Genomic DNA, 24,028 nt, shown 5'->3' with positions numbered 1-24,028 from the left:
GAGTGTCCGCGGCCGTGCCCAGCGAAGGAGTCGATTGACTGTGACCGGAAGTGCAAGTGCGGCAGGGGTGTGGCCTCGGCCGCCGGAACTGCCCGCACCGGTGTTCTCCGACCAACGCTGGCTTGAGGCCGTCTTCCTTCACTGGCGCATCCCGGAGGCGGACGCAGCCGCGTTCATGCCTGCGGGAATCCGGCCGGACGTGTTCGACGGCAGTTCATGGGTGGGTTTGATCGGCTTTCGCATGGAGCAGGCGGCGCTTGGGCGCGGCCCCGGCATTCCGTACTTGGGCAGCTTCAACGAGGTGAACGTCCGGCTGTACTCCCGAGAGCCGGACGGGACCCGCGGAGTGGTGTTCCTGAGCTTGGATGCGAACCGGCTGCCGGTGGTTCTTGCCACACGGGCGGCTGGAATCCCCTACGTCTGGTCGCGTATCCGGCACCGGCCGCCCTTTCCTGACGGCAGGAGCCGAACACAGCACCCCGGCGGAGACGCTGCCGGGTCCACTGATGAGTTTCCCCTCGGCTACACCGTGCGCCGGTTTGGCAGCACCGGGGCACGCAGCGGGTTTGCCGTCGTCCCCAAGCTCCGGAAGCCGGCCACTGATGCCCTGTCTGTCTTCCTGACCGCGAGGTTCGGGATGCACGGCCGCTTTTTCGGTAGGACCGCCTACGTGCCGAACACCCACCAGGCATGGCCGCTCTTCCACGCGGAGGTCCGGCAGCTTACCGATGGACTGATTGGAGCTGCAGGGATCACTGTCGACGGGCCGCCGGATTCAGTGCTCTATTCGCCGGGAGTCCGGACCAGGTTCGGACGGCCGCGCATTGTCGGTGAGCCCGGATAAAAGCGTGTCCGGGCTCACCGCAAGGCTGCTAAGCCAGGCCGGCTTTCCGGAGCGCTTCGGCCATGGCCGTATCGTTGCCGGGCTGGGGTTTGGGAGCCGACCGGACGGCGGCAGGCGCCCCGGACCCTTGCTTTGGCTGTTGGCGGTCAGGGCGGCCGCCACGCTCGCCACGCTCGCCGCGTTCGGGTTTTCCGGCCCGCTCCGTCTTGCCGGTGCCTGGGCCGCGCCGCCCCGAAGCTGCCCCGCCGCCGGCCGGTTCGTCGTCGAGCCTTAAGGTCAGCGAAATCCGCTTCCGCTCCGGATCCGCCTCCAGGACTTTGACGCGGACTACCTGGCCGGACTTGACCACCTCCCGGGGGTCGGAGACGAACCGGTTGGCCAGGGCCGAAACGTGCACCAGTCCGTCCTGGTGCACTCCCACGTCCACGAACGCCCCGAACGCCGCAACGTTGGTCACCGTCCCCTCCAGGACCATGCCGGGCTTGAGGTCCGAGATCTTCTCGATCCCGTCCGAGAACGTGGCTGCGGCGAAGGCGGGGCGCGGATCCCGGCCGGGTTTATCCAGCTCGGCCAGGATGTCCTTGACCGTGGGGAGCCCGAAGGTATCGTCAACGAAATTCCTGGGGTCCAGGGTTGACGCGGGCGCCGACCCGGCGGCCACCAGGATCTTCCTCGCCACGGCGTACGATTCCGGGTGCACGCTCGAGGCGTCAAGCGGTTCCGCTCCCCCGGTGATCCGGAGGAACCCGGCGCATTGTTCGAACGCCTTGGCGCCCAGCCGCGGGACTTTCTTCAGGTCGGTCCGCTTGGAGAAGGGCCCGTGTTCGTTGCGGTATGCCACGATGTTTTCACTCAGCAACGGTCCGACGCCGGCCACCCGGCTCAACAGCGCGGGTGAGGCTGTGTTGACGTCCACGCCCACGGCGTTCACGCAGTCCTCCACCACTGCGTCAAGGCTCCGGTCCAGCTTGGACGCTGTCACGTCATGCTGGTACTGGCCCACGCCGATGGACTTGGGATCGATCTTGACGAGTTCGGCGAGTGGATCCTGCAGGCGCCGGGCAATGGACACGGCGCCGCGGAGCGAAACGTCCATCCCCGGGAGTTCGGCGGCGGCCAGCGCCGACGCCGAGTAGACCGAGGCACCGGCTTCCGACACGACGAGCTTTTGTGGCTTGCGGTCGACGTTCGGGAGCAGCTTGATCAGTTCCGCGGCGAGCTTGTCCGTCTCGCGCGACGCCGTCCCGTTGCCGATGGCCACGAGTTCGACCGAGTGCCGGCGGGCCAATTGCACCAGGGTGGCCAGGGCTTCGTCCCATTTTCGCGCCGGCGCGTGCGGGTACACCGTGTCCGTGGCGACCACTTTGCCGGTACCGTCCACCACGGCGACTTTCACTCCGGTCCGCAGCCCGGGGTCGAGTCCCAGGGTGGCACGGTTCCCTGCGGGCGCGGCCAGCAGGACGTCGCGCAGGTTGGCGGCGAACACCCGCACGGCTTCGTCCTCCGCAGCGGCGAACATCCGGCCCCGCAGGTCGGCGGTGAGCCGGGCAAGGACACGCGACCGCCATGCCACCTGGGCGGTTTGCCGCAACCAGGCGTCGGCGGGACGGCCGCGGTCGGCGACGCCGAGGAACCTGGCCACCGCGGACTCGTAGCGTGCCCTGGCGGCGGCCAGTGCGGCGTCGTCGGAGGGGTCGGCTTCGGCGAGATCCAGGTCCAGGATGCCGTCTTTCTCGCCGCGAAGCAGCGCCAGCACCCGGTGGGACGGCATCCGGTCCGGGGCCTGCGCAAATTCGAAGTAGTCAGCGAACTTCTGGCCCTCGGTTTCCTTGCCCTTTTTGACGCGGGACACCATCCGGCCCTGGCTCCACAGCCGGTCCCTCAGGGTGGCGGCAAGGTCTGGATCCTGGGCAACCCGCTCCACCAGGATGGCCCTGGCACCGGTGAGCGCCGCGGCGGTATCGCCAATGGAGTGCTCACTGTTCAGGTACTTTGCGGCCTCCCGTTCAGGATGCAGGTCCGGGCGCTTCAGCAGGGCGTCCGCGAGCGGTTCCAGTCCGGCTTCCCGGGCAATCTGGGCCTTGGTCCGGCGCTTGGACTTGAACGGCAGGTAGATGTCCTCAAGCCGGGACTTGGTGTCCGCCGCCAGGATCGCCCTGCGGAGTTCCGGCGTCAACTGGCCCTGCGCCTCAACCGCTTCAAGCACCGTTCGACGCCGGTCCTCGAGTTCGCGGAGGTAGCGGAGGCGTTCGGCGAGGTCGCGAAGTTGGGTGTCGTCGAGCGTCCCCGTGGCTTCCTTGCGGTACCTGGCGATGAAGGGGACTGTCGACCCGGCGTCGAGCAGTCCTACCGCCGCCTTCACCTGCCAGGCCTTGACCCCCAGTTCATCGGCGATCTGGCCGTAGAGGGGGTCCTCGGCGGTCACGCTTGAGGAGGTGGAAGCGGGGGAAGGCACAGGCTGTTGGGTCACCAGAACATCTTGCCCTACCGGCCCGCAGGGCTCCACCGCGGCCGGCACTGACCGTCAGGCGCCGGGGAAGCGAGTATTCCACTCGGGCCCGCAAAGTGCTGTAGTGGTCTTGCAGTCACTGGCACCCATGCTCGAGGAAGAGGCCACCATGCGGGAACTGCTTGTCGTGTTTCAGGAGGGGTTTGAGGAAGCCAACATCACCGTGACGGTCAACGGCAAAGTTGTGCGCAGGGACCTGGATGTTTCCACCAATCCGTTGCTGGGCATCGCCTCTGAAGTTTCGGTGGAACTTCCGGCCAAGGGCGCCCAGGTGGGAGTTGAGGTCACCAACCGCGGGCTCAAGGCCATCACGAAGGTCAGCGGCAGGCCCAAAAGCGTGCTGGTTTCCATTGAGGACGGAAAGCTGCTGATGCGGGAGGGCACCGGCCGGGAGGCTGTGTTGTGAGCCGGATGCCGGCTCACAAAGTGGCTCTGGTAGGAGTCCATTCGTTGGAGTATCATCTGATCACCGCCGGCTTCCGAGGGAGTCCGGCGGGCCACATAAATTCTCAGCCGGAGGCCGTCGGATGGCCTCGCGGCCTTGCTGCCCGGGACCAGCACCCCTGACAGCCAACGACGGCGGCACCCACGCTGGGTGCCGCCGTCGTCGTTTAAATTCGGGTTGCCTAGGGAAATGGCTAGCCCTGGTACACCGGGTAATCCGTGTAACCGCTAGCGCCTTCTGCGTAGAAGGTGGACGGGTCCGGCTCGTTCAGCGGAAGGCTTTCCTTCCAGCGGCGGGCCAGGTCCGGGTTGGCGATGGCCGGGCGTCCCACCACCACGGCGTCCGCGTGGCCGTCGGCCACCAGGGTCACGGCTTCTTCCTTCGTGGTGATCACGCCGAAGCCGGTGTTGACCAGGAAGGGGCCGCCGAAGCGTTCGCGGAGGTCCTGGACCAGTTCTCCGGTGGGCTCGTGGTGCAGGATGCTCAGGTACGCCAGGTTGAGCGGCGCGAGGCTGTCCACGAGGACCTCATAGGTGGCACGGACGTCCGCTGCGTCCGTTTCGGAGATGCCCTGGACGTTGTGCTCGGGGGAAATGCGGAGGCCCACCCGGTTGGCGCCGAGGGCTGCCACCACGGCGTTGACGGTTTCGATGACGAAGCGGGCACGGTTCTCCGGGGATCCGCCGTAGCTGTCTGTGCGGACGTTGGAGTTGGGGGCCAGGAATTCGTGCAGGAGGTACCCGTTGGCCGAGTGCAGTTCCACGCCGTCGAAGCCTGCCTCGATGGCGTTCAGTGAGGCGTTGACGAATTCCTGGATGACCATGGGGAGTTCGTCGGTGGTCAGCGCGTGCGGCACGGGGTACGGCTTCTTGCCTTCGGGAGTGCGGACGACGCCGTCAATGGCCACCGCGCTGGGGGCGACGATTTCCAGGCGACCGGTGATGTCCGAATGGGATACCCGTCCGCCGTGCATGATCTGGGCGAACATGTGGCCGCCCTCGGCGTGGACGGCATCCGTTACCTTCTTCCAGCCGGCAACCTGTTCCTCGGTGACGATTCCGGGCTGGCCGGGGTATGCCTGGCCGGCGGGAGTGGGGTAGGTGCCCTCGCTGACGATGAGGCCCAGGGAAGCGCGCTGGCGGTAGTGTTCCGCCAGGAGCGGGCCCGGGACGCCCTTTTCGCCTGCACGGAGGCGGGTCAGGGGCGCCATCACCAGGCGGTTGGGAAGTTCGAGTTCGCCGAGGGTGAGGGGGGAAAACAGCATGCGCAGTTCCTTTCGAAGGCTGGAGACGTACTGTCCATGCCAACTGTAGGGCGCGTGCAACTATTCCTTCTGGGACCGGGATCACATTCCGTGGACTTTGGGCGTTCGGATCCGGGAGCGGCTCAGCGCGGTGTCACGGCACCTGGGCAACCTTGGCCTTGGGGGTTGGCGTTGCAGTCGTCGGCGTAGTTGCGGGTGAGCGAACGCCAGACGCTGATGCCTTGCGGCGGGGCGTTGAACTGGCCTTGGCCCGGGATGGTCAGTGGTGGACCGGAATTCACCGAGTACGTGCCTTGGAAGGACGTTGTCAGCACCACCTGGAAATCCCCGGTTGCGGCGTAGGCGTGGCTGGTCCGCGTCTTTTCTCCCCACCGGTCCTGCGGGAGGGGACCGCCCATAGACGGCTGGGGGCCGAACACAGTCCCGTCACCGTAGTTCCAGGTGTACTGGACGGGTGTTGCCACGACATGGACCTGCTGGCCGAACATGGTGATGTCGAACTGCTGCTCGACGGCTTCCGCGTAGAAATTGGTCTCGGCGCCGCGCAAAGTGTTGGGGCTGGGCTGAGCCACGACGCTGCCCGCATTTACAGGCAAGTTCTGGAATTGCCGCTGGATGTCCGCGGCGATCCGTGGCAGGAGGTCCTCGGGTTTGGCGTCGTAAAGGCAGGTGGGGCCTGAGTGGTGTGCCCAGACCGCACCGGGAACACCGCGTGGCCGCGACAGCCACATGACCGGAATACCCTTGGCGCCGTCTTCCCTGTCCTTGCAGTCGAGCTGTCGGCCAAGGCAGGGCGTGTCGAAGTCTCCGCCGCCGAGGTGGCACTGTAGCTCGTATTTGTACTCGTTGGGGTCGGTACTAATCGCGTTCGGTTCGGTTCGCGTAAATTCTCCCGTTTCAGGATTAGGTACCCATTTGTCGGCTCCTATCCGCACCCCACTGTCCATGAATCCACCACCGATCCGCGGCTTCGAGTTCAACCCGTCTTCTCCCAAGGCAGCATTAGTTGATGTGCTCAGTAACAGTCCACAGCAGGCGAAGATTGCGAGGACCCTGCCTATGTAACCCATGGCTACCGGATCAGCCCTAGGTCGTCGACTACCCACCCCGCATCGCCGAACTTCACCATCGCGACGCTTCCTGTATTCGTTGCCGCTGTTTTCTCTTGATACGGACTTCCATCTTGATTGCGGATGACCAATTCTTTTTGCAGCACCTGAAGAATCACTTGCGTAGAACCGTCGGTGGCAGGTTTTGCAGTTGCAGCCGGAATTTCGATTTGTCCGCCAGAGATCCACTTGCCGTCAGCCCAAGCAGCTTCGATGTCGTCGACAAGTCCTTGACAAAATGAGCACTCAGCTTTCGACAGCTTCGATAGCGAAGCGGTGTCACCCGTCTCGTACGCATAGCTGAGAATCGAGAACCAGTATTTGGTGAAGGCTTCCGCCCCTTCCTTCGTCTCCGTCTTCGCCACGTCAGGAAGCACGGGGACGGGGACGTTCTGGGCGGGGCCGGATGCGTCGGCCGGCTTGTAGACGGCGCTGGGCGTCGGGGTTGGGGTGGCCGGGGCGCTTGGCGTTCCGCTCTCCGATGCCGCCGGCGAGGCTGTTCCTGGATCTGCGGGGGATGAGCCCGCGCAGCCGGCCAGCAGGAGCGAGCCAGCGATCAGGAGGGCTCCCGCACTGGACCGCTGCCGACGGGACCAAAATGCGCGCGACGTAAAGAGGTTCTGTAGTGTCATGGGCCGCTATTCCCCCAGTAGTTTCAAGACGGCTTGCTCCGAACAGTGACTTAAGGGTAGCCCAGGTCACAATATGGCGCTAAGACTTATCCACAGGCCAACGTCCTCGGTTTTACCACCAGCCCGCAGCACAGAAAAGTCACAAAGGAAGCCGGCGCCATAAGGCACCGGCTTCCTTCCTAAGAAATAAATGAACCCCGCTATTTCGTGGCCGGCAGCACCAGTTCGCCTGTCTTGTCGGTGGACAAGGCGAGCGACGAAACATACTGCGGGCCGCCGTCGGGGGCGTCCTGCGCCGAGCGCACCATGTCCGGCCGTTCGAATTCCATCCCGGTCACGTGGCACAGGAGCTTGGCGTCGCTGGGGTTGCCGTCGGCGTCGAACATGGGGAGCTCAATGCCGTCATCCGTGCGCCGCAGGTAGTACCTCCCCCGGGTGAGCACCGCGAGGACCGGAGGAAGGACCAGCGCCAGCCCCACCGCGAAGATCGGCGAGTACGGCTGGATGGCGGCACCAAACGCCCCGAAGAACACCGCGATCGAAACACCGGCTGACACCAGCATGGACACGAATCCAACCGGGTTCACGGCGTACAGCATGCCGCGGCGGAACTCAGGCACCTTGGGCGAGATCTTGAGCAGGTACTTGTTGATGGCAATGTCGGAGGCCACCGTGACCACCCAGGCCATGGCGCAGTTGGCGTAGAACCCGAGGATGGTGTTGAGGAAATCGAACATGTTCGCTTCCATCAGGACCAGGGCGATCAGCAGGTTCACCACCACGAACACCATCCGGCCCGGGTAGGTCTTGGTGATCCGGGTGAAAGAGTTGGTCCAGGCCAGCGAGCCCGAGTAGGCGTTGGTCACGTTGATCTTGATCTGGGAGATGACCACCAGCACCACCGCAAGGGTCATGGCCAGCCAGGCCGGCATCATTTCCTGGTAGACGCCCAGGAACTGGTGAACCGGCTCGTTGGCCGTGGCCGAAGCGGCGGGGTCGAGCGTGGCGATCAGGTAGATGGCAATGAACAGCCCCACGATTTGCTTGATGGCACCGAAGATCACCCAGCCCGGACCGGCCAGGATGACAGCCCGCCACCATGCTCCCCTGTTGGCGTCCGTCCGCGGCGGCATGAACCGCAGGTAGTCGATCTGCTCCGCGATCTGCGCCATCAGGGACAGGCACACCCCGGCGGCAAGCATGACGGACGCCAGGTTGGGGCCGCCGTCCCCGGACGCTCCGGTGTACGCAAAGAAGCTGTCGATGCTCTCGGGGTGGGAGAAGAGCAGGTACCCCACCGGCACCACCATCAGGAGCAGCCAGAGTGGAGTGGTCCACACCTGCAGCTTGGCAAGGGTGTTCATCCCGTAAATGACCAGCGGAATGATGATGATGGTGGATGCGGCGTAGCCCATCCACTGCGGAATTCCGAGCCCCAGCTCTAGGCCTTGGGCCATGATGGAGCCTTCCAGCGCAAAGAAAATGAAGGTGAACGTCGCGAAGATGACGTTGGTGACCACGGACCCGTAGTAGCCGAACCCGGAGCCACGGGTGATCAGGTCCAAGTCGATGTTGTAGCGGGCAGCATAGTAGGCCAGCGGGAATCCGGTGGCGAAGATGACGACGGCGGCCACCAGAATCCCCAGGAGCGCGTTGACCGTTCCATAGGAAATGCCGATGTTGGCGCCGATCGAGAAGTCTGCAAGATACGCGATGCCGCCCAGCGCACTGGTGGCCACCACCCCGGCGCTCCACTTGCGGTAGGAGCGCGGCGCGAACCGCAGCGTGTAGTCTTCCAGGCTTTCCTTGGTGGCGTTGAGGGCGGCGGTGTTGCCCGCCGTCGTGGTCGCCGGAGGATGTCCGACGACGGCGGCCGCGGCGGGTGCCGCGGGTTCCAGCAACTGCTGGGTATCCAGGTCCTGGCTCATGTGCCTGTCTCTTTCGGTGGGAGGGGAACGTCTCGAAGCGACGCTATCCAGACGAAACGACAGGGCGGTCACGGAACTGTTTCAGCAGCGTTAAGTATTGACTGCAGGTGTCAACAAAGTCCGTGATCCCGCCTTGTATGCGGTCCACAAAAACGGGCGCCTCGCACCGAACTAGCGTCGGAAAGGAAAGGACATGACGGCGAACCAAAGGACAGCAATGACGAATTCCCCTCCCTTCCAGGACCATTCCATTCTGGAAACGGCCAGGCGGCAGGTCCTTGAACAGGGCACCGGCCTCGCCCGGGAACAACTGCTGGAAGTCCTCCGCCTTCCTGACGAGGCACTCCCGGCACTCCTGGAACTGGCCCACCACGTCCGGTTAAGGCATTGCGGCGAAGACGTGGAAGTGGAAGGCATCATCTCCATCAAGACCGGAGGCTGCCCCGAGGACTGCCATTTCTGCAGCCAATCCGGGCTGTTCGATTCCCCGGTCCGCGGCGTGTGGCTGGACATACCGGAACTGGTCAAGGCCGCCAAGGAAACTGCGGCCACCGGCGCTTCGGAATTCTGCATAGTGGCTGCGGTCCGAGGCCCCGACATCAAACTCATGAACCAGGTCAAGTTCGCCATCGACCGCATCAAGCAGGAAGTGGACATCAACATCGCGTGCTCCTTGGGCATGCTGACCCGCCGGCAGGTGGACCAGCTGGCCGGATGGGGCGTCCACCGCTACAACCACAACCTGGAAACCGCCCGCAGCTTCTTCCCGCAGGTGGTCACCACCCACACCTACGAGGAACGGCTGGAAACCTGCGCCATGGTCAAGGATGCGGGCATGGAGCTGTGCTGCGGGGCATTGATCGGGATGGGCGAAACCCTGGAGCAACGGGCCGAACTCGCCGCGGAACTGGCGTCCCTCGAACCGCACGAGGTGCCGCTCAATTTCCTCAACCCCAGGCCGGGTACACCGCTCCAGGACCAGCCGCTCATGAACGGCAAAGACGCCCTGCGCGCAATAGCGGCTTTCCGGCTGGCCATGCCCGGTACCGTGCTGCGCTACGCCGGCGGGCGCGAACTCACCCTCGGCGACCTAGGTACCCGGGAAGGCCTCCTTGGCGGCATCAACGCCGTGATTGTCGGCAACTACCTGACCACCCTGGGCCGCCCGGCCACCGCCGACCTGAGCCTCCTGGTGGACCTGAACATGCCCATCAAGGAATTGCAGAAGACCCTGTGAGCACCCCGGACCTGGTCCCTTCGGCTGGGACGCCCTACTGCGAACTCTGCGGACTTCCACTGCAGCCCCGTTCCCTGCAGGGGGACGCACCCAAGGAGGAGAACGCGCCCAAGGAGGGGAAGGACGACGGCGGCGACGCACCGCCGTCGTACCACCACACCAAGTGCGCGGACCTCCTCCAGCTGGAGCCCCCGCGGTTCTGTGCATCCTGCGGCCGCAGGCTCAGGGTCCAGGTTTCCCCGCTGGGCTGGTGGGCCAGCTGCTCCCGGCACGGTTTGCACGCTTCGTAAAGGGGACTCCGGACTCTGGTGCGTTTCCAGCCGGACGAGAACAATGGCGGCATGATGTTTGAACATGCGGACGGCAATCCCGTCCTGGAACTCGACGATGAGCAGTCCTGGCGGCTTCTGGCCGCCACGCAACATGGCCGGCTGGTGGTTTCCGTTGCGGGCGAACCCGCTATTTTTCCGGTGAATTACGTGACGTCGAACCGGAAGGTCTATCTCCGCACGGCGCCCGGGAACAAATTGGCGCAATTGACCATCAATGCCCGGGTCCTTTTTGAGACCGATGGCATCCTGTCCGCGGAGGCGTGGTCCGTGGTGCTGCGGGGCACGGCGCGCGTGCTGAGCAACTCGGACGAGCTGGCCGCCATTGAAGAGCTCGGCCTGAAAACCTGGGTCCCCACACTCAAGGACTTCTATGTGGAGATCACCCCCTCCACCCTGAGCGGCCGGCACTTCGTCTTTGGCGAACAGCCCGAGCGCGAGATCTAGCACTCCTAGACTGGAAAGATGCCGGGCACCTCCAGCGCAACCGAACCCACCGCGGACAAGCTCTCCCCAGAGCGGCGCAGCTGGAACATGTCCCGGATCCGCGGCAAGGACACCAAACCGGAGTTGCTGGTGCGCCGGCTCCTGCACGCCAAGGGCTACAGGTACCGCCTGCACGGCACATCCCGCGGCACCAAGCTCCCGGGCAATCCGGACCTGGTTTTCGCCGGGCGCCACAAGGTGATCTTTGTCCATGGCTGCTTCTGGCATTTCCATGACTGCCGGGTGGGTCAGCATGCGCCCAAGGCCAATGCCGACTTCTGGGAGGCAAAACGCACCCGCACCCGTGAACGCGACGCCGATCAACTCCGCCGACTGGAAAGCGACGGCTGGAAGGTGCTGACCGTCTGGGAGTGCGAAATGAAGGACCGGTCAGCCCTCGAAGCCCACCTGCTGCAGTTCCTCGATGCACGCCCCTGAGACCGCAATCTTGAGGCAATCTTTGGCGGTTTCCGCCGCCGTCCTTGATCCGGGCAGGACAAGATCATCTGGTTGCCGGGACACGGCAACCCGCAAACCGTTGTTCCGGAGCAGTGCCCCCTATCCCCTAGCTTCTCCGGGCCAACAAGGCTGACTTGAAGGCGGTGGCCGACGACGCGCTGCTGTTGATGCGCCAGTCGGTTTCCTTCTGCATGTGGAACCAGACGAAGCCCATGACGTCAGGCTGCGCGGCCAGGTAGGACACCAGGTCCGTGTTCCACGTCGCCTTGGAACCGCCCAGCTCGCTGGCGGCGGTCTCGGCAATCAGGACGGGTTTCCCCGGGGCGAGGGAACGGAGCTGGGAGATGCCCGGGGCAAAGAGGTCCACCGGTGAAACCCAACTGCTCCACGTTTGCGAGGTGCCCCAGTTGTAGCCGTCCAGGGCCACGATGTCGGCGTATCCTGCGCCCGGGTACAAACCTGCCAGGTCCGTGGACCCCCAGTAGGGCACGTTGGGCGACCACACCCACTGGACGTTGACGGCACCCGTGGCGGCGACGGCGTCGTGCACATGCCGCCAGGCGGCCACGTAGTCGCCGGGCTGGTTGCCGTTGACTCCCTCAGCCCACGGGTACCAGTTGCCGTTCATTTCATGGGCGAAACGCAACATCACCGGTTTGCCCCACGCGGCGAGTGACTGGCCCCACTGGGTGATGGTCGCGTCGAAATCGCCGGCGGCCACCCGGTCCAAAGCGTAGGCAGGCTGGTTCACGCCACCACCCCACGCCCACGGTTCCCAGGTAACCAACGGGGTGGCACCCCGGGAGCGGGCGGCGTCCATCTCAGCCACCGGAGGCGCCTGGAGGAAATCCTTGTAGATCATCAGGATGGACGGACTTTCCCCGGCAAGGGTGGCTACCTCGTCCAACTCGCTGCTGGCCAACGGCCCTCCGGGGTTGGCCACACCGAAGCGAAGGGCCGCACTGCTGACGGTGGGAGGGGCCGGGGCCGAGGCAGGCGCCGGAGCCGTCTGCACCACGAACGTGGCGGATGCCTTGACGGACGAGGTCTTGGCGGTGATGGTGATGCTTCCGGTGGACGCGGCAGGAATGGTGATGCCGGTACTGAACGCCCCGGTGGAGCTGGTCTGGAACGCGAAAGTCGCCGAACCCACAATCACCGTCCCGGTGGTGGAGGCCTTGAACCCGGTTCCAGCCACCGTCACCGCCGAACCGGCCGGACCGGACGCCGGGTTGAGTGTGATTTGCGGCGAGGCGGCCGCGCTGGCCGGTTGGACCACGGACAACACCAATCCGGAGGCCACCAACAAAGCAAGGACAAAGGTCTTCAGTAAACGAAACACGGCAATCTATCCCCAGATTTGAAGGCGGCCAGGCCGCTTATGTGGTAGTGCGAAAAGCACTGGCTTGATGATAGGGCCAAAAACCGCAATCTCATCAAGAAACCCGCAATTAATTTCCCAACCCCGGATGCCGTACGGGAACAGTCCTAACCTGAACAAACACCGGTTCCCACGCGCAACCGCCTGGTTCCAGAGTCCGCAATTTCAGCCGAAAGGAGTGTCATGAGCACGTCAGATGATGCACCCAGACCGCTGGTGGACCCATCGGTCCTGGACCGGTTGCGGGAAGAGCTGGAGGAGGAAGAGGGCTACAGCCGGGTCTTCGTGGCGAACTTCATCGACTACCTCCCTGAGCGGCTGGAAAAGCTGCGGCTCGCCCTCACCACCGGCGACCTGGAAGGTTCAATGGACGCGGTCCTCAGCCTGAAGACTGCAAGCCAAATGGTGGGTGCTGAACGTCTAGCGGGCATGGCCCAAGACCTGGAAGCCGAAATCAGGGCTGATGCCCGCCACGCCGACATGTCGGTGGCGTTGCCGAGGCTGGCGGCGACGTTCCTGCGGCCCATCACCCAATGCAGCCGGCAAACCATCCACCGGTTACAGGCTCAGTGCTGTCCCGGCGCCAACCGATAGCCGACGCCACGGACCGTCTGCAGCCACCGCGGCTGCTGCGGGGAGTCGCCCAGCTTCTTGCGCAGGTTTCCCATGTGGACTTCGACGGAACGTTCGTCAGCCTCGCTGATGTAGCTGCCGACGTCGTAATCCTCATCCCGGAGCCGGCGCACCAGGTCCGACTTGGTCCGGACCGTGCGGCCCGCCTCGAGGAGCGCGTACAGCAACTCGAATTCGGTGCGGGTCAGGTTCATTTCCGCACCGTCGACGGTTACGGTACGGGACGCGTAACTCAACTCAAGGCCGTTGTGGCTGAAGTTTCCACGCTCCGGGTGGGCTGCGCCGTCCGACGACGGGTCCACCGCCACCTCACCGGGTTCCGGAACGGACCGTGGGCGCCGCATCATGGCCGCGACCCGGGCACGGAGCTCCCGGGGCCGGAACGGCTTGGTGAGGTAGTCGTCCGCACCCGATTCGAGCCCGATCAACGTGTCCAGCTCTTCGGTACGCGCCGTCAGCATCACGATATAGGCGTCCGAAAACTCCCGGATTTGCCGGGAAACTTCAAAGCCGTCAATGTCCGGCAATCCCAAATCCAACGTAATAACGTCAGGATTCAGGCTCTTGGCCATCAAGACGCCCTCCGCGCCGCCACTGGCGACGGTAACGTCAAATCCAGCCTGGGTCAGCACAGTGCGAACCAGTTCCCGAATGTCGTGGTCATCTTCGATGACCAGACCCACACGTGCCTCACTCATAGAGCCCCCTCAGTGCCAACGTCAGAAGTATAGCTGGCTGCGGATATCCTGCTGGTATGGTCTCGAACACCCCGACTTCCGCGTCTACCGAACGATGAGCGCCCCGACGGCCTGGTCATCCGGTCGACTGCGGTTTTTCAAGCGGCCCTTCCATGAATACCGGCTGATGGACCGGGTGGCTTTGAGCCAGATGCCGTTGTTCGTCACCACGCTCCTCACGGCCTTCCTGGTGTGGGCGTTCTTCCCGGACACCATGGGCAATCCGCTGTTCGTCACCTTCCTCATCTCCCAGCTGGCGCTCATGGTGCTTTGCTACGCCGTCCCGTGGGACCGGTTGCCGTACACCAGTTTCCTGGCCATCCCGGTGCTGGACTTCATCTCCATCGGTGCAGGCCGCGAGGGCGGCCAGGAAAGCCTTACCGGAATCAGCCTGCTGGCCGTGTTCCCCGTCATCTGGCTCTGCGCCTCCGGGTACTACCCCAAGGCGGCCCTGTGGTTCTCCTTCCTGGGTCCGCTGGCCATCATCTGGGTGCCGCTGCTCCTGAAAGGCAACTACACCCCGCAGGACTTCGCCCGGTCCCTCCTGCTGCCCGTCATGATGCTGGGGATTGGTGTGTCCGTGAGCGTCCTGACCCTGAGCATGATGCGCCAGCAAAACCAGCTGGAGGACAAAGACGAACAACTGCGCGCCAGCCTGCGCACCAGCAAGCGGCAGGAGTCGCTGCTGAACACGGTCCTGGATACCGTGCACCTGGGCGTCCTGGCGGTGGACGCCGACGGCCACGACGTGCTGATGAACCGGAAACAACGGGCCAACCACGAGCTGGCCCGGCCAAAGGATATTGCGGACCCCAACGAGTCGCAGCTCCTGGTCTTCGGCCCGGACCGGAAGACCCTGGTCCCCGTGGCGGAACGTCCGGTCCGCCGCGCCGTCTTGGGGGAAACCTTCACCGACTACCTGGTGTGGCTGGGTGAAGGAAGCCAACAAAGGGCCCTGGTGACCACGGCCCGGCCCATGAAGGATTCCGACGGCCGCTTTGCCGGTTCCGTGATCGTCTTCAGCGACGTCACGGACCTGGTGAACGCCCTCGCCGCCAAGGACGACTTCGTCTCCAGCGTCTCGCACGAGTTCCGCACCCCGCTGACGTCCATCCTGGGCTATGTCGAGATCCTGCTCGCCGACGAACCGGACCAGTCGCAGCGGGAGATGCTGGAGATCATCCACCGCAATTCCGAGCGGCTCCTGACCCTGGTCTCGGACCTGCTGTCCAGCCGGAACGGCCAGCTGATCGTGACACCCCACACCGTCGACGTTGCCGAACTGGTGCAAAGCAGTGTGTCCTCGGCGATGCCGCGGGCTGCCGCGGCCGGGGTGGAACTGCGTGCCGAAACTCCGCCGCAGCTCGAGGCCCACGTGGACAGCGCCCGGATTTCGCAGGTGCTGGACAACCTGGTGTCCAACGCCATCAAGTACTCCCCCGACGGCGGCCAGGTAGTGGTCTCGCTCGCGCAGGAGGACGGACACCTGGCCTGCCGGGTATCGGACACGGGCATGGGCATGACCCCGGAAGACGCGTCCGAGGTTTTCGCCAAATTCTTCCGCACCAGCAACGTCCGGCGCACCGCGATCCCCGGCGTGGGGCTGGGCCTGCCCATCAGCAAGGCGATCGTCGAGGCCCACGGCGGCACCATCGGCGTCGACAGCGCGCTCGGCAAGGGGACGACCTTTACGTTCCGCGTCCCGGTCTGATTTCGACCGACTCAGCCACCGCTGGTTGCGCTTGCCGAAACCCGGGCGACCTCGCCCCAGGACTGCCGGGCAAGGTCCCGGATGGAGCCCAGGATGTCCGACGGCGGCTGGCTGAGGTCCAGCGGGAACTCCACAATGTCGATGTCCGTGTTCAGGATCCGGCGGAGTTTCATTTCGCCCTTGCCGGCATAGACGAGCCAGGCGGTAGGCACCGCAAGGGCGGTGCAGTGCGCCAGCATCTGGTAGTGGTCAGCGGTCAGGGAAGCACCGGCGTCGGAGGCTGCCCGGTATTTGGCGTTGTAGGCCACCACCGGGCGCCCACCCAGCAGGTGCACGGCGTCCGGACGGACGGACAAACGGTCGGAATCGCGCACGGCCTCGCTGAGCAGGGCGTTGTAGCGAAGCCGCAGCTCCCCCGGGTGGGCGGCCATTGCGGAGCGCAGCGCGGTGCCCACAAAATCCTCGAAAACCTGCGCCATGTCCACCACGAACGAGGCCGTCTGCTGCTTGCCCTCGCCGGATTCCGCGGAGGCATTGCGCAAGATCAGCTCGGCCAGGCGCAGCACGGCGTGGTAGCGGAGGTTCATCCTGGTGGGCTTCCACGGCGGAACCGGCGCCCCGGACGGAAGGCGCGTGACGGCGTCGAGCTTTCCCTTCAGCTGGCGCAGCCTGCCCAGCACCTCCGCCCGCACGCCGGGCACCTGCCCCATTCGTTCCAAGGCCGCCCGCAGGATCCGGTTCTCGGCAATGTCCTCGGTGAACTCGTCGTAGGAGACCTCCAACGGGACCAGCATTCCCGGCCGTCGTGAGATCTGGTCCGAAATCCGGATCCGCCCCTTGACCGTCCGCAGGGATTCATCCACCGTGAGGTAGCCCTGCAGGACGCCGCGGCCCAAGGCGCGATCGGCCAATTGCGCCAGGGATTCCGCCAGCGCACTCCACAGTTCGCGTTCCTCGTCGGCGGCCACGGCGTCCTCGCGGAAGCCCTGCTCCCCCGCGTAGCTGAGCAGGAACAGGAGCCTGCCCAGTCCCAGCCGGTCCTTGGGGCGGACGTCGAGCTGCACCGTTGAGGTCCGCACGGAGCCCACCTTGCCCACCGGCTCGATCCGGTACAACCCCATGCCCATGGGCGAGGCCTTGGCCAGGCCGCTGGCGTTCAGGAAGGAAGCGCTTGGCGCATCCAGCCGTTCCACCATGCCGCCGGACAGCTCGTCCAGGACCAGGTGCCGGACGGACATCCGGGGGTCAGCGCGCTGCAAGGCGTCCCAGCAACTGGTCCAGTCCGAAACGTTCCTCCAGCTGGGCCCTGGACAGCTGGCCGTGGTAGTGCTCCTCGAGCAGCGGCATGAGCTCGTACTTCCAGATCCGGCGCAGCCCTGCCGGGGTCTGGGCTGCCGGTTTCATGAAGTAGGACGGCCCGATCATCAGGTCCCGGTCCCACTCGTCAATGGCACCGTTGAGCGCGTCCAGCAACAGCGCCGGCGTGATGTCCAACTGCCGGGCCTCCAGGAACCGGAGCAGGGACCCCTTCACCGGCTCCGTCTGCGGGTGCAGCTCAATGAAGGAGAAACGGCGCCGGATGGCGGCGTCCATCATGGCGATGGACCGGTCCGCGGTGTTCATGGTGCCGATGATGTAGAGGTTGTCCGGCAGCGTGAAGGGTTCGTTGGGGCTGTACTGCAGGTAGATCCGGTCATCGCGGTATTCCAGCAGGAAGTACAGCTCGCCGAACACCTTGGCCAGGTTGGCGCGGTTCATCTCGTCAATGATGAGGAAGTACGGCTTCTTCTCGTTCCCAGGTTTAGCGGCTTCCTCCGCCAGCCGGCGCAGGGGGCCGGCCACCAGTTTGAAGGACACCTGGCCGTCATCCGTTTTATCCGGCCGGTAGCCCTCGAAGAAATCCTCGTAGGCGTAGGACGGGTGGAACTGGACCAGTTTGACGCGTTCGTCCGTGGTGTCATCCGCCAGCTCCGCCGCGAGGTGCTTGGCCAGGTAGGTTTTGCCGGTGCCGGGCGGACCGTAGAGGACCAGCTGGCGGTTTTCCTCGAGCAGCTCGGCGATCTCCTGGAGCGGTTCCAGCTCCATGTGCAGGGACGCGGCGAAATCGGGCGTCAGCGGACGGAAGCCTTCCTGGACCGGCGGTACGGCGGCGGCGCCTTCCGTGTCGGCGTCGGGCTCGGTCTCCGCTTCGGCGGGCAGGAGCGCTTGCAGCGCCTGCACCACCCTGGTGGCGTCCACCACGATGCCGGGCGTGCTGAGCTGGCGCTGGACGTGGCGGGGAAGGCTGGTGGTGGTGTGGCCGTCGTCGAACCAGCGCACCTTGCGCCGCAGCCGGCGGTTGTCGTCGTTGTACTCCGGTTCCCCCAGCACGCCGCCCAGCCGCACCGTGCCGGCGTTCTGGTACAGCACCAGGTCTCCGGGCTTCATGACGGTAAGGAACGCCAGGGCAGCGGTCTTGGTGTCCTCACGCTCCACGTAGCCAAGGTGTTTGTAGTCCTCGTCCACGGCGTGTTGGACCACGCCTGCGCTGACACCAGGCTCCAGGGGCCGGAGATGTTCGACGTCGAGGGTCACTTTCTCCTCGGCGTGCCAGGCTGTGAGCAGCTCGGTGTGGTCGCCGTGGGTCCGGAGCAGCCAGGCCCGCCGTCCGGGGTCCCCGACTTTGCGCCACTGGCTGACCAGTTGCCGGGAGTACCAGTCGATGCGCTGGCCCGCCTGCTCGTCCAGGTGCAGGCGGATGCGGTGGATGTCCGCGGTGATGTCCTCTTCGCTGTCGCCGTTGGCCCCGCCCACCAGCGAGGCGAACGCGTCCCGGATTTCCTGCCGCTCCACATCCGCCACCACCGGCTCGAAGTAGCTGGGCCACGCCAGGAATTCGATGCTGCGCCGAATGGCGGGCTGGTCATCAGGGGTGGAAGCGGCGAGGCGGTGGAACTGCAGCGGATCCTTGATGGCGGCGTGCACCACGGCGGCCGGCCGCTGTGCGACGTTCCGGACGAACCTGCAAAGCCACTTGAGGTGGTCCCAGATGGTCCAGTTGAATTCAGCCGTCCGGTCACGGATCACACCGTGATCCGTCATGCCCGCGTAGAGCTCCTCGGGAAGCTCCAGCGGCGGCTCCAGCCAGCCGGCGGCCTCGGCCACGCGGGCGCGCTTGACCTTGAGGGACTTCACTTCGTGGGCCAGCGGGAGGGACTGCAGGAAGAGCAGCTCCACCGCCAGTTGCTTGGCTCCACGGGTGGCGCCGTCCAGGTTCTCGCGGAGGTTGGTCATCATCGGGGCCTTGGCGTCCGGGATGCCCCGTTCCAGGCGGTCCAGCAGCTCCGAGGCCGCCGCGACCGACCACGTCCGGGTCCGCCCGTCCAGCGGCGACGCCTTCCCCTGCAGGCCCGGGCCCAGGACGAACCACGCTGCGTCTTCGATCTCCTTGGAGATGCCGAGGGCGCGGGTCATGGCAGCAGTGGCGGTGGGGGTCATGCCCTCAAATTTACAGGGTCAAGCTGGGCGGCCGCTCCACGCCGGTTGGCTGCCGTCTCCGCCTGCCGTCCCTACCTGCCGGTTTAGGCCCCGCCGGCAGACCGCTTCCTGCCAAAAACGAAGTACCCCATGGGTCCGATGAAGTTGACGAACGAGGCCGCCCGCCAGGCAGCCTTCGGCCCGTTGATGAGCTCAGCGGGCCGGCGGGAGATGTCCCGCTGGGCGGCAATGAGCAGGGACACCTGCACAATCGCCGTCAGGATGGTGCCCGCCTTCCCGGAGGGGGACATCTCCTTCCATGTCTTCTTCTTCCGCGCGACACGGTTCTTGTTCCTGGCCATCAGGGTTTCCTTTCGCTGTCCGTCGTAGGTCCAGTCCAGTAGGTCCGGCCGGACTTGTACAGGGGCTTAGTGCCTGTACGGGGCCATCCGGTCCTTTTGTTCCTGGGTAAGCCTCAGTACCCGCCCGGTGGCCTCGTCCACGAACGCCAGGTGGCTGCTGGCCTTCACGCAGTCCTCCCTGCTGACGGGGTCCTGGAGGACGTAGTGGATGTCGAAGCTGGCACCCTTGACGGCGCCGATCCATACCTGGACCACGGCCGGGACGTTGCGGTACTCCAGTGTCCTGACGTACCGGATTTTATGGTCCACCACCAGGGCCAGGGTTCCTGGCGGCAGGTCATTGAAGAGGGACACGTGCGGCTCGATGCCCGGCAGGCCGGCGCCCCGGGGCGGCCCGAAGGCTGCGATCCTCGCCTCCTCCAGCAGGCGTACGATCTGGACATTGTTGATGTGGCCGTAGGCGTCCATGTCGCCCCAGCGCATGGGAACCAGGACTTCGATCCGGCCGCCCCCGTGCGCGCTCAGCTGTGCACCGCCGTCGAATCATCCACCGGCATCTCGCCGGCGTCCGCACCGGCAAACTGGGACATGTACAGGCGGTGGTAGGCGCCCCCGGCCGCGAGCAGCATCTGGTGGTTGCCTTGTTCGACGATGCGTCCGTTCTCCATGACCAGGATGGTGTCCGCGTCACGGATGGTGGAGAGGCGGTGCGCGATCACGAAGCTGGTCCGGTCGCTGCGCAGTGCCGCCATGGCTTTCTGCACCAGCAGTTCCGTGCGGGTGTCCACGGAACTGGTGGCCTCATCCAGGATCAGCAGCGAGGGGTTGGCCACGAAGGCGCGTGCGATGGTGATCAGCTGCTTCTCGCCAGCGCTGACATTGTTGCCCTCTTCATCGATCACGGTGTCGTAGCCCTCGGGGAGGGCACGGACGAAGCGGTCCACGAAGGTCGCCTTCGCCGCTGCCATGACCTGGTCCTCGGAGGCTTCGAGATTGCCATACCGGATGTTGTCGTAAATGGACCCGCCGAACAACCAGGCGTCCTGGAGCACCATGCCCACCTTGGAGCGCAGCTCGGAGCGGCTGAGGTGGGTGACGTTCACGCCATCGAGCAGGATCGAGCCGGAGTTGAGCTCGTAGAAGCGCATGACCAGGTTCACCAGGGTGGTTTTGCCTGCCCCGGTGGGACCGACGATCGCGACGGTGTTTCCAGGCTCGGCCGTGAAGGACAGGTCCTCGATGAGCGGCTTGTCGGGGGTGTAGCTGAAGGTGACGTTCTTGAAGTCCACGTGCCCGTCGGTCTTGGCGGGCAGGTGTTCGGTGGCGGTTTCCGCTTCCTCTTCGTCGGCGTCAAGGAATTCGAAGACGCGCTCGGAAGACGCCACGCCCGACTGGAGCATGTTGGCCATGCCGGCCATCTGTCCCAGCGGCTGGGTGAACTCGCGGGAGTACTGGATGAACGCCGTGGCATCGCCCAGGGACATGGCGCCGGAGGCTACCCGCAGGCCGCCCACCACGGCGATGCCCACGTAACTGAGGTAGGACACGAACTGCATGACGGGGAAGATGATCCCGGAAACGAACTGCGCGCCGAAGCTTGCCTTGTAGAGTGCCTCGTTGCGTTCCTCGAACCGCTCCAGCATGTCCGCGTCCCGGCCAAACACGCGGACGAGGTCGTGCCCGGAGAACGACTCCTCGATCTGGCCGTTCAGGGTGCCCGTGTTCTTCCACTGTGCCGCAAAGAGCTTCTGGCTTCGCACCCCGATCATCCCCGCGGCCACGCCGGAGAGCGGGAGGGCGATCAGGGCGATCAGGGCCAGCTGCCAGGACACGATGAACATCATGATCACGATGCCCACCACGGTCAGCACGGAGTTGACCAGCTGGGCAAAGGCCTGCTGGAGCGCCTGCTGGATGTTGTCGACGTCGTTGGTCACCCGGGACAGCACGTCGCCGCGCTGCCGGGTGTCGAAGTAGTTCAGCGGAAGGCGGTTCAGCTTGCTCTCGGTATCGTCGCGCAGCCGCCGGATGACCTTCATGACAATGCGGTTAAGCACGTACCCCTGCAACCACATGAAGATGTTGGCCACGAAGTACATCAGCAGGACCATGGCGATCAGCGTGGTGAGTTTGTCGAAGTTGATGCCGGTTCCGGGTACCAGTTCCATCCGCGACACCATGTCCGCGAAGTTGTCCTGGCCCTGCTGGCGAAGGCCCGCGACGAACTGGTCCTTGCTCGCCCCGGCGGGCAGTTGCTTGCCGACGACCCCTGCGAAGATGACGTCCATGGCCTGGCCCAGGATCTTGGGGGCGATGACGTTGAGGACGACGGAGACCACCACCAGGCCCACCACGGCGTAGATGCCAACGGCTTCGGGCTTCAGCAGTCCCATGAGGCGTTTGGCCGATGGCCAAAAGTGTTCGGCCTTCTTGGCGGGCATGGCGCCGAACATGCCGCCGTCCGCTTCGGTGGGCGTGAACTCCTCCTCGACGAAGTCGTCGTCACCGGGCTGCGCGGCCGGGACCTGTCCGGCGTCTGCCGCCGACTGGGCGGGCATCGGGGTTTCTTCCATGGGGCTGGAGTCCTGCTTGCGGGCGCTCATGCCACTTCCTCCACGCTCAGCTGGGATTCGACGATTTCCTGGTACGTAGGCGACGTTTCCAGCAGTTCCTCATGGGTGCCGCGGTCCACGATCCGGCCGTTGTCCAGCACCAGGATCAGGTCGGCGTCGGTAATGGTGGAGATCCGCTGGGCCACGATGATGACGGTGGCGTCCGAGGTTGTGCCTTTGAGCGCGGCCCTGAGCCGCGCGTCCGTGGCCACGTCCAGGGCCGAGAAGGAATCGTCGAAGAGGTACACCCGGGGCCTGGTCACCAGCGCACGGGCAATGCAGAGGCGCTGGCGCTGGCCGCCGGATACGTTGGTTCCACCTTGCGCGATCCGCGATTCCAACCCGTTCTTCTTCTCACGGACGAAGGACTCTCCCTGGGCCACCCGGAGCGCGTCCCACAACTCCTGGTCCGTGGCTTCGGTCTTGCCGAAGCGGAGGTTGTGCTCGATGGTCCCTGAGAACAGGTAGGGACGCTGGGGCACCAGGGCCACGCGTTTGGTGATCTCGGCTCGGTCCATGCGGTCCACCGGAACGCCGTCCAGCAGCACCTGGCCTTCCACGGGGTCATACAGCCTGGGGAGGAGGGAAAGGAGTGACGTCTTGCCCGCACCGGTAGAACCGATGATGGCAATGGTCTGTCCGGGCCGGGCCGTGAAGCTGATGTTGCTGAGCACGGGTGATTCAGCTCCCGGGTAGGCGAAGGTGACGTTGCGGTACTCCACCACGCCGGCCAGCAAGGCCGGGGCCTGCGGTTCCCGGGGATCGTGGATGGAGGGTTCTACACCGAGCACCTCGCCGATGCGGTCGGCGCAGACGGAGGCGCGCGGGATCATCATGGCCATGAAGGTGCCCATCATGACGGCCATCAGGATCTGGAGCAGGTACTGCAGGAACGCCGTCAGCGACCCCACCTGCATGGCCCCGGCGTCCACCCGCTGGCCGCCAAACCAGAGCACGGCGGCGGTGGACAGGTGCAGGATCATGCTGATGGCCGGGAACATCAGGACAAACAGTGCCCCAATCCGGAGCGAGACGTCCGTAAGTTCCTTGTTGGCGCCGCCGAAACGTTCGGTTTCGAACGGTTCACGCACGAAGGCCCGGACCACCCGGATGCCGATGATCTGTTCCCGGAGCACGGCGTTGATACGGTCGATCTTGCGCTGCATGGTGCGGAACAACGGCATGAGCCGGACCACCAGGTACCCCACCACGACTGCCAGCAGCGGAACCGATACCCAGACGAGCCACGACAGGTTGAGGTCCTCGCGCAGCGCCATGATGATGCCGCCGACGCACATGATGGGGGTGGCAACCATGAAGTTCAGCCCCATGAGCAGGAGCATCTGCACCTGCTGGACATCGTTGGTGCCGCGGGTGATCAGGGTGGGGGCTCCGAACCCGTTGACATCCTTGGCAGAGAAGCTGGTGACTTTACGGAACACCGCGCGCCGCAGGTCCCGGCCCACCGCCATGGCCGTGCGGGAGCCGAAATACACGCCGGCAATAGCCGCACCCACCTGGGCGAAGGCCACCAAGAGCATCATGGCACCGGTACGCCAAATGAAATCGGTGTCGCCGCGCGCCACCCCTTCATCGATGATCTGCGCGTTCAGGCTGGGAAGGTAGAGCGCGGCGATGGTGGATGCAAGCTGGAAAACGACGACAGCAAGGATGTACGGCGCGTACGGTTTGGAATAGCGCCGAATGAGGGTCAGGAGCATGGTTTCACTCTAGCGATCCCCACTGACATTGACGCCGGGCCGGAGCGCTTTTCTGCCCGCAAAGTCGTCGATTGAGCAGATGGAAATGCCGCAGCCCGCACCCGGAGGTAGTTCCGGGTGCGGGCCGCGGCATTGGGGTGCGGCATTGGGTCCGCGGGAAGGGTCTGTGGCTG

Annotated in this window: 21 protein-coding genes; 8 read left to right on the top strand and 13 right to left on the bottom strand. The window is 65.1% G+C overall.

Features of this window, described 5'->3' with window-relative positions; all coding sequences use genetic code 11:
* The first annotated feature begins 40 nt into the window (after positions 1–40).
* Positions 41–844 carry a YqjF family protein gene (locus QRM95_RS19950; protein WP_285249150.1) on the top strand — a complete coding sequence of 268 codons (804 nt, stop codon included), beginning with the start codon at positions 41–43 and terminating at the stop codon, positions 842–844.
* Positions 845–872: 28 nt separating this feature from the next.
* Here QRM95_RS19950 and QRM95_RS19945 read toward each other — a convergent pair whose 3' ends face one another.
* Positions 873–3,299 (bottom strand): Tex family protein, encoded by a 2,427-nt coding sequence (locus QRM95_RS19945; RefSeq protein ID WP_502934989.1) that lies wholly within the window; start codon positions 3,297–3,299, stop codon positions 873–875.
* A 142-nt stretch (positions 3,300–3,441) separates the two neighbouring features.
* Here QRM95_RS19945 and QRM95_RS19940 point away from each other — a divergent pair, with 142 nt between their 5' ends.
* The gene (locus tag QRM95_RS19940; protein ID WP_285249225.1) at positions 3,442–3,759 is read left to right on the top strand and encodes a hypothetical protein; all 318 of its coding nucleotides are present in this window, start codon (positions 3,442–3,444) and stop codon (positions 3,757–3,759) included.
* Positions 3,760–3,991: 232 nt separating this feature from the next.
* Here the strand turns inward: QRM95_RS19940 and QRM95_RS19935 are convergent, their stop codons facing one another.
* The 4 genes from QRM95_RS19935 to QRM95_RS19920 all read right to left on the bottom strand — a co-directional run bounded on the left by QRM95_RS19935 (position 3,992) and on the right by QRM95_RS19920 (position 8,731).
* The gene (locus QRM95_RS19935) at positions 3,992–5,062 is read right to left on the bottom strand and encodes an alkene reductase (protein WP_285249148.1); all 1,071 of its coding nucleotides are present in this window, start codon (positions 5,060–5,062) and stop codon (positions 3,992–3,994) included.
* Between the two features lie 122 nt (positions 5,063–5,184).
* Entirely contained in the window at positions 5,185–6,042 is an 858-nt protein-coding gene (locus QRM95_RS19930; protein WP_285249147.1) for a hypothetical protein, read from the bottom strand.
* A 92-nt stretch (positions 6,043–6,134) separates the two neighbouring features.
* Positions 6,135–6,803 carry a DUF6318 family protein gene (locus tag QRM95_RS19925; RefSeq protein WP_285249146.1) on the bottom strand — a complete coding sequence of 223 codons (669 nt, stop codon included), beginning with the start codon at positions 6,801–6,803 and terminating at the stop codon, positions 6,135–6,137.
* 200 nt (positions 6,804–7,003) lie between these two features.
* Positions 7,004–8,731 (bottom strand): purine-cytosine permease family protein, encoded by a 1,728-nt coding sequence (locus QRM95_RS19920; RefSeq protein WP_285249145.1) that lies wholly within the window; start codon positions 8,729–8,731, stop codon positions 7,004–7,006.
* Between the two features lie 217 nt (positions 8,732–8,948).
* Between QRM95_RS19920 and bioB the strand changes: the two genes are divergently transcribed.
* From bioB to QRM95_RS19900, 4 genes are read left to right on the top strand one after another with little or no spacing between them, the layout of a single operon-like run.
* Entirely contained in the window at positions 8,949–9,968 is a 1,020-nt protein-coding gene (gene bioB, locus QRM95_RS19915) for a biotin synthase BioB (protein ID WP_285249144.1), read from the top strand.
* Complete coding sequence (bsaP, locus tag QRM95_RS19910) at positions 9,965–10,258, top strand: biotin synthase auxiliary protein BsaP (protein WP_285249143.1); 294 nt, start codon at positions 9,965–9,967, stop codon at positions 10,256–10,258. The genes bioB and bsaP overlap by 4 nt, the downstream gene beginning before the upstream one ends.
* Positions 10,259–10,309: 51 nt before the next feature.
* On the top strand, positions 10,310–10,744 hold the full coding sequence (locus QRM95_RS19905) for a pyridoxamine 5'-phosphate oxidase family protein (RefSeq protein ID WP_285249142.1): 435 nt from the start codon (positions 10,310–10,312) through the stop codon (positions 10,742–10,744).
* Between the two features lie 18 nt (positions 10,745–10,762).
* Positions 10,763–11,221, top strand: coding sequence for a very short patch repair endonuclease (locus QRM95_RS19900; protein WP_285249141.1), 459 nt, complete (start codon positions 10,763–10,765; stop codon positions 11,219–11,221).
* Positions 11,222–11,348: 127 nt separating this feature from the next.
* Here the strand turns inward: QRM95_RS19900 and QRM95_RS19895 are convergent, their stop codons facing one another.
* Positions 11,349–12,584, bottom strand: coding sequence for a glycosyl hydrolase (locus QRM95_RS19895; RefSeq protein ID WP_285249140.1), 1,236 nt, complete (start codon positions 12,582–12,584; stop codon positions 11,349–11,351).
* Between the two features lie 222 nt (positions 12,585–12,806).
* Between QRM95_RS19895 and QRM95_RS19890 the strand changes: the two genes are divergently transcribed.
* Positions 12,807–13,217: an Hpt domain-containing protein gene (locus QRM95_RS19890; RefSeq protein WP_285249139.1), complete on the top strand. Its 411-nt coding sequence runs from the start codon at positions 12,807–12,809 to the stop codon at positions 13,215–13,217.
* Here QRM95_RS19890 and QRM95_RS19885 read toward each other — a convergent pair.
* Positions 13,190–13,954, bottom strand: a complete 765-nt coding sequence (locus QRM95_RS19885; RefSeq protein WP_285249138.1) for a response regulator transcription factor — start codon at positions 13,952–13,954, stop codon at positions 13,190–13,192. The two genes, QRM95_RS19890 and QRM95_RS19885, sit on opposite strands and share 28 nt — an antisense overlap.
* Positions 13,955–14,048: 94 nt before the next feature.
* Between QRM95_RS19885 and QRM95_RS19880 the strand changes: the two genes are divergently transcribed.
* Entirely contained in the window at positions 14,049–15,704 is a 1,656-nt protein-coding gene (locus QRM95_RS19880) for a sensor histidine kinase (protein ID WP_285249137.1), read from the top strand.
* A gap of 11 nt (positions 15,705–15,715) precedes the next feature.
* Here QRM95_RS19880 and QRM95_RS19875 read toward each other — a convergent pair whose 3' ends face one another.
* From QRM95_RS19875 to QRM95_RS19850, 6 genes are all read right to left on the bottom strand, one after another.
* Entirely contained in the window at positions 15,716–16,942 is a 1,227-nt protein-coding gene (locus tag QRM95_RS19875) for a 5-methylcytosine restriction system specificity protein McrC (RefSeq protein ID WP_285249224.1), read from the bottom strand.
* Positions 16,943–16,949: 7 nt separating this feature from the next.
* A complete protein-coding gene (locus QRM95_RS19870) occupies positions 16,950–19,181 on the bottom strand; it encodes an McrB family protein (protein WP_285249136.1) in 2,232 nt (743 codons plus the stop codon).
* 83 nt (positions 19,182–19,264) lie between these two features.
* Positions 19,265–19,522, bottom strand: coding sequence for a PLDc N-terminal domain-containing protein (locus QRM95_RS19865; protein ID WP_285249135.1), 258 nt, complete (start codon positions 19,520–19,522; stop codon positions 19,265–19,267).
* A gap of 66 nt (positions 19,523–19,588) precedes the next feature.
* Positions 19,589–20,005, bottom strand: a complete 417-nt coding sequence (locus QRM95_RS19860; protein WP_285249134.1) for an acyl-CoA thioesterase — start codon at positions 20,003–20,005, stop codon at positions 19,589–19,591.
* A gap of 38 nt (positions 20,006–20,043) precedes the next feature.
* Positions 20,044–22,125: an ABC transporter ATP-binding protein gene (locus QRM95_RS19855; RefSeq protein WP_502934988.1), complete on the bottom strand. Its 2,082-nt coding sequence runs from the start codon at positions 22,123–22,125 to the stop codon at positions 20,044–20,046.
* Positions 22,122–23,855 (bottom strand): ABC transporter ATP-binding protein, encoded by a 1,734-nt coding sequence (locus tag QRM95_RS19850; protein WP_285249133.1) that lies wholly within the window; start codon positions 23,853–23,855, stop codon positions 22,122–22,124. The genes QRM95_RS19855 and QRM95_RS19850 overlap by 4 nt, the downstream gene beginning before the upstream one ends.
* Positions 23,856–24,028: the final 173 nt, after the last annotated feature.

The organism is Pseudarthrobacter sp. efr-133-R2A-89, from assembly GCF_030209315.1.
Taxonomy (GTDB): domain Bacteria; phylum Actinomycetota; class Actinomycetes; order Actinomycetales; family Micrococcaceae; genus Arthrobacter.
This window is presented reverse-complemented; position numbering and strand designations above follow the sequence as displayed.

Bases quoted from the DNA above. Each gene is read 5' to 3' on its own strand.
- QRM95_RS19890 (WP_285249139.1), top strand. From the start codon at position 12,807: ATGAGCACGTCAGATGATGCACCCAGACCGCTGGTGGACCCATCGGTC.
- QRM95_RS19885 (WP_285249138.1), bottom strand. From the start codon at position 13,954: ATGAGTGAGGCACGTGTGGGTCTGGTCATCGAAGATGACCACGACATT.
- QRM95_RS19875 (WP_285249224.1), bottom strand. From the start codon at position 16,942: ATGTCCGTCCGGCACCTGGTCCTGGACGAGCTGTCCGGCGGCATGGTG.
- QRM95_RS19880 (WP_285249137.1), top strand. From the start codon at position 14,049: ATGAGCGCCCCGACGGCCTGGTCATCCGGTCGACTGCGGTTTTTCAAG.
- QRM95_RS19935 (WP_285249148.1), bottom strand. From the start codon at position 5,062: ATGCTGTTTTCCCCCCTCACCCTCGGCGAACTCGAACTTCCCAACCGC.
- QRM95_RS19865 (WP_285249135.1), bottom strand. From the start codon at position 19,522: ATGGCCAGGAACAAGAACCGTGTCGCGCGGAAGAAGAAGACATGGAAG.
- bioB (WP_285249144.1), top strand. From the start codon at position 8,949: ATGACGAATTCCCCTCCCTTCCAGGACCATTCCATTCTGGAAACGGCC.
- QRM95_RS19900 (WP_285249141.1), top strand. From the start codon at position 10,763: ATGCCGGGCACCTCCAGCGCAACCGAACCCACCGCGGACAAGCTCTCC.
- QRM95_RS19940 (WP_285249225.1), top strand. From the start codon at position 3,442: ATGCTCGAGGAAGAGGCCACCATGCGGGAACTGCTTGTCGTGTTTCAG.
- QRM95_RS19870 (WP_285249136.1), bottom strand. From the start codon at position 19,181: ATGACCCCCACCGCCACTGCTGCCATGACCCGCGCCCTCGGCATCTCC.
- QRM95_RS19920 (WP_285249145.1), bottom strand. From the start codon at position 8,731: ATGAGCCAGGACCTGGATACCCAGCAGTTGCTGGAACCCGCGGCACCC.
- QRM95_RS19860 (WP_285249134.1), bottom strand. From the start codon at position 20,005: ATGCGCTGGGGCGACATGGACGCCTACGGCCACATCAACAATGTCCAG.
- QRM95_RS19905 (WP_285249142.1), top strand. From the start codon at position 10,310: ATGATGTTTGAACATGCGGACGGCAATCCCGTCCTGGAACTCGACGAT.
- QRM95_RS19925 (WP_285249146.1), bottom strand. From the start codon at position 6,803: ATGACACTACAGAACCTCTTTACGTCGCGCGCATTTTGGTCCCGTCGG.
- QRM95_RS19850 (WP_285249133.1), bottom strand. From the start codon at position 23,855: ATGCTCCTGACCCTCATTCGGCGCTATTCCAAACCGTACGCGCCGTAC.
- QRM95_RS19855 (WP_502934988.1), bottom strand. From the start codon at position 22,125: ATGAGCGCCCGCAAGCAGGACTCCAGCCCCATGGAAGAAACCCCGATG.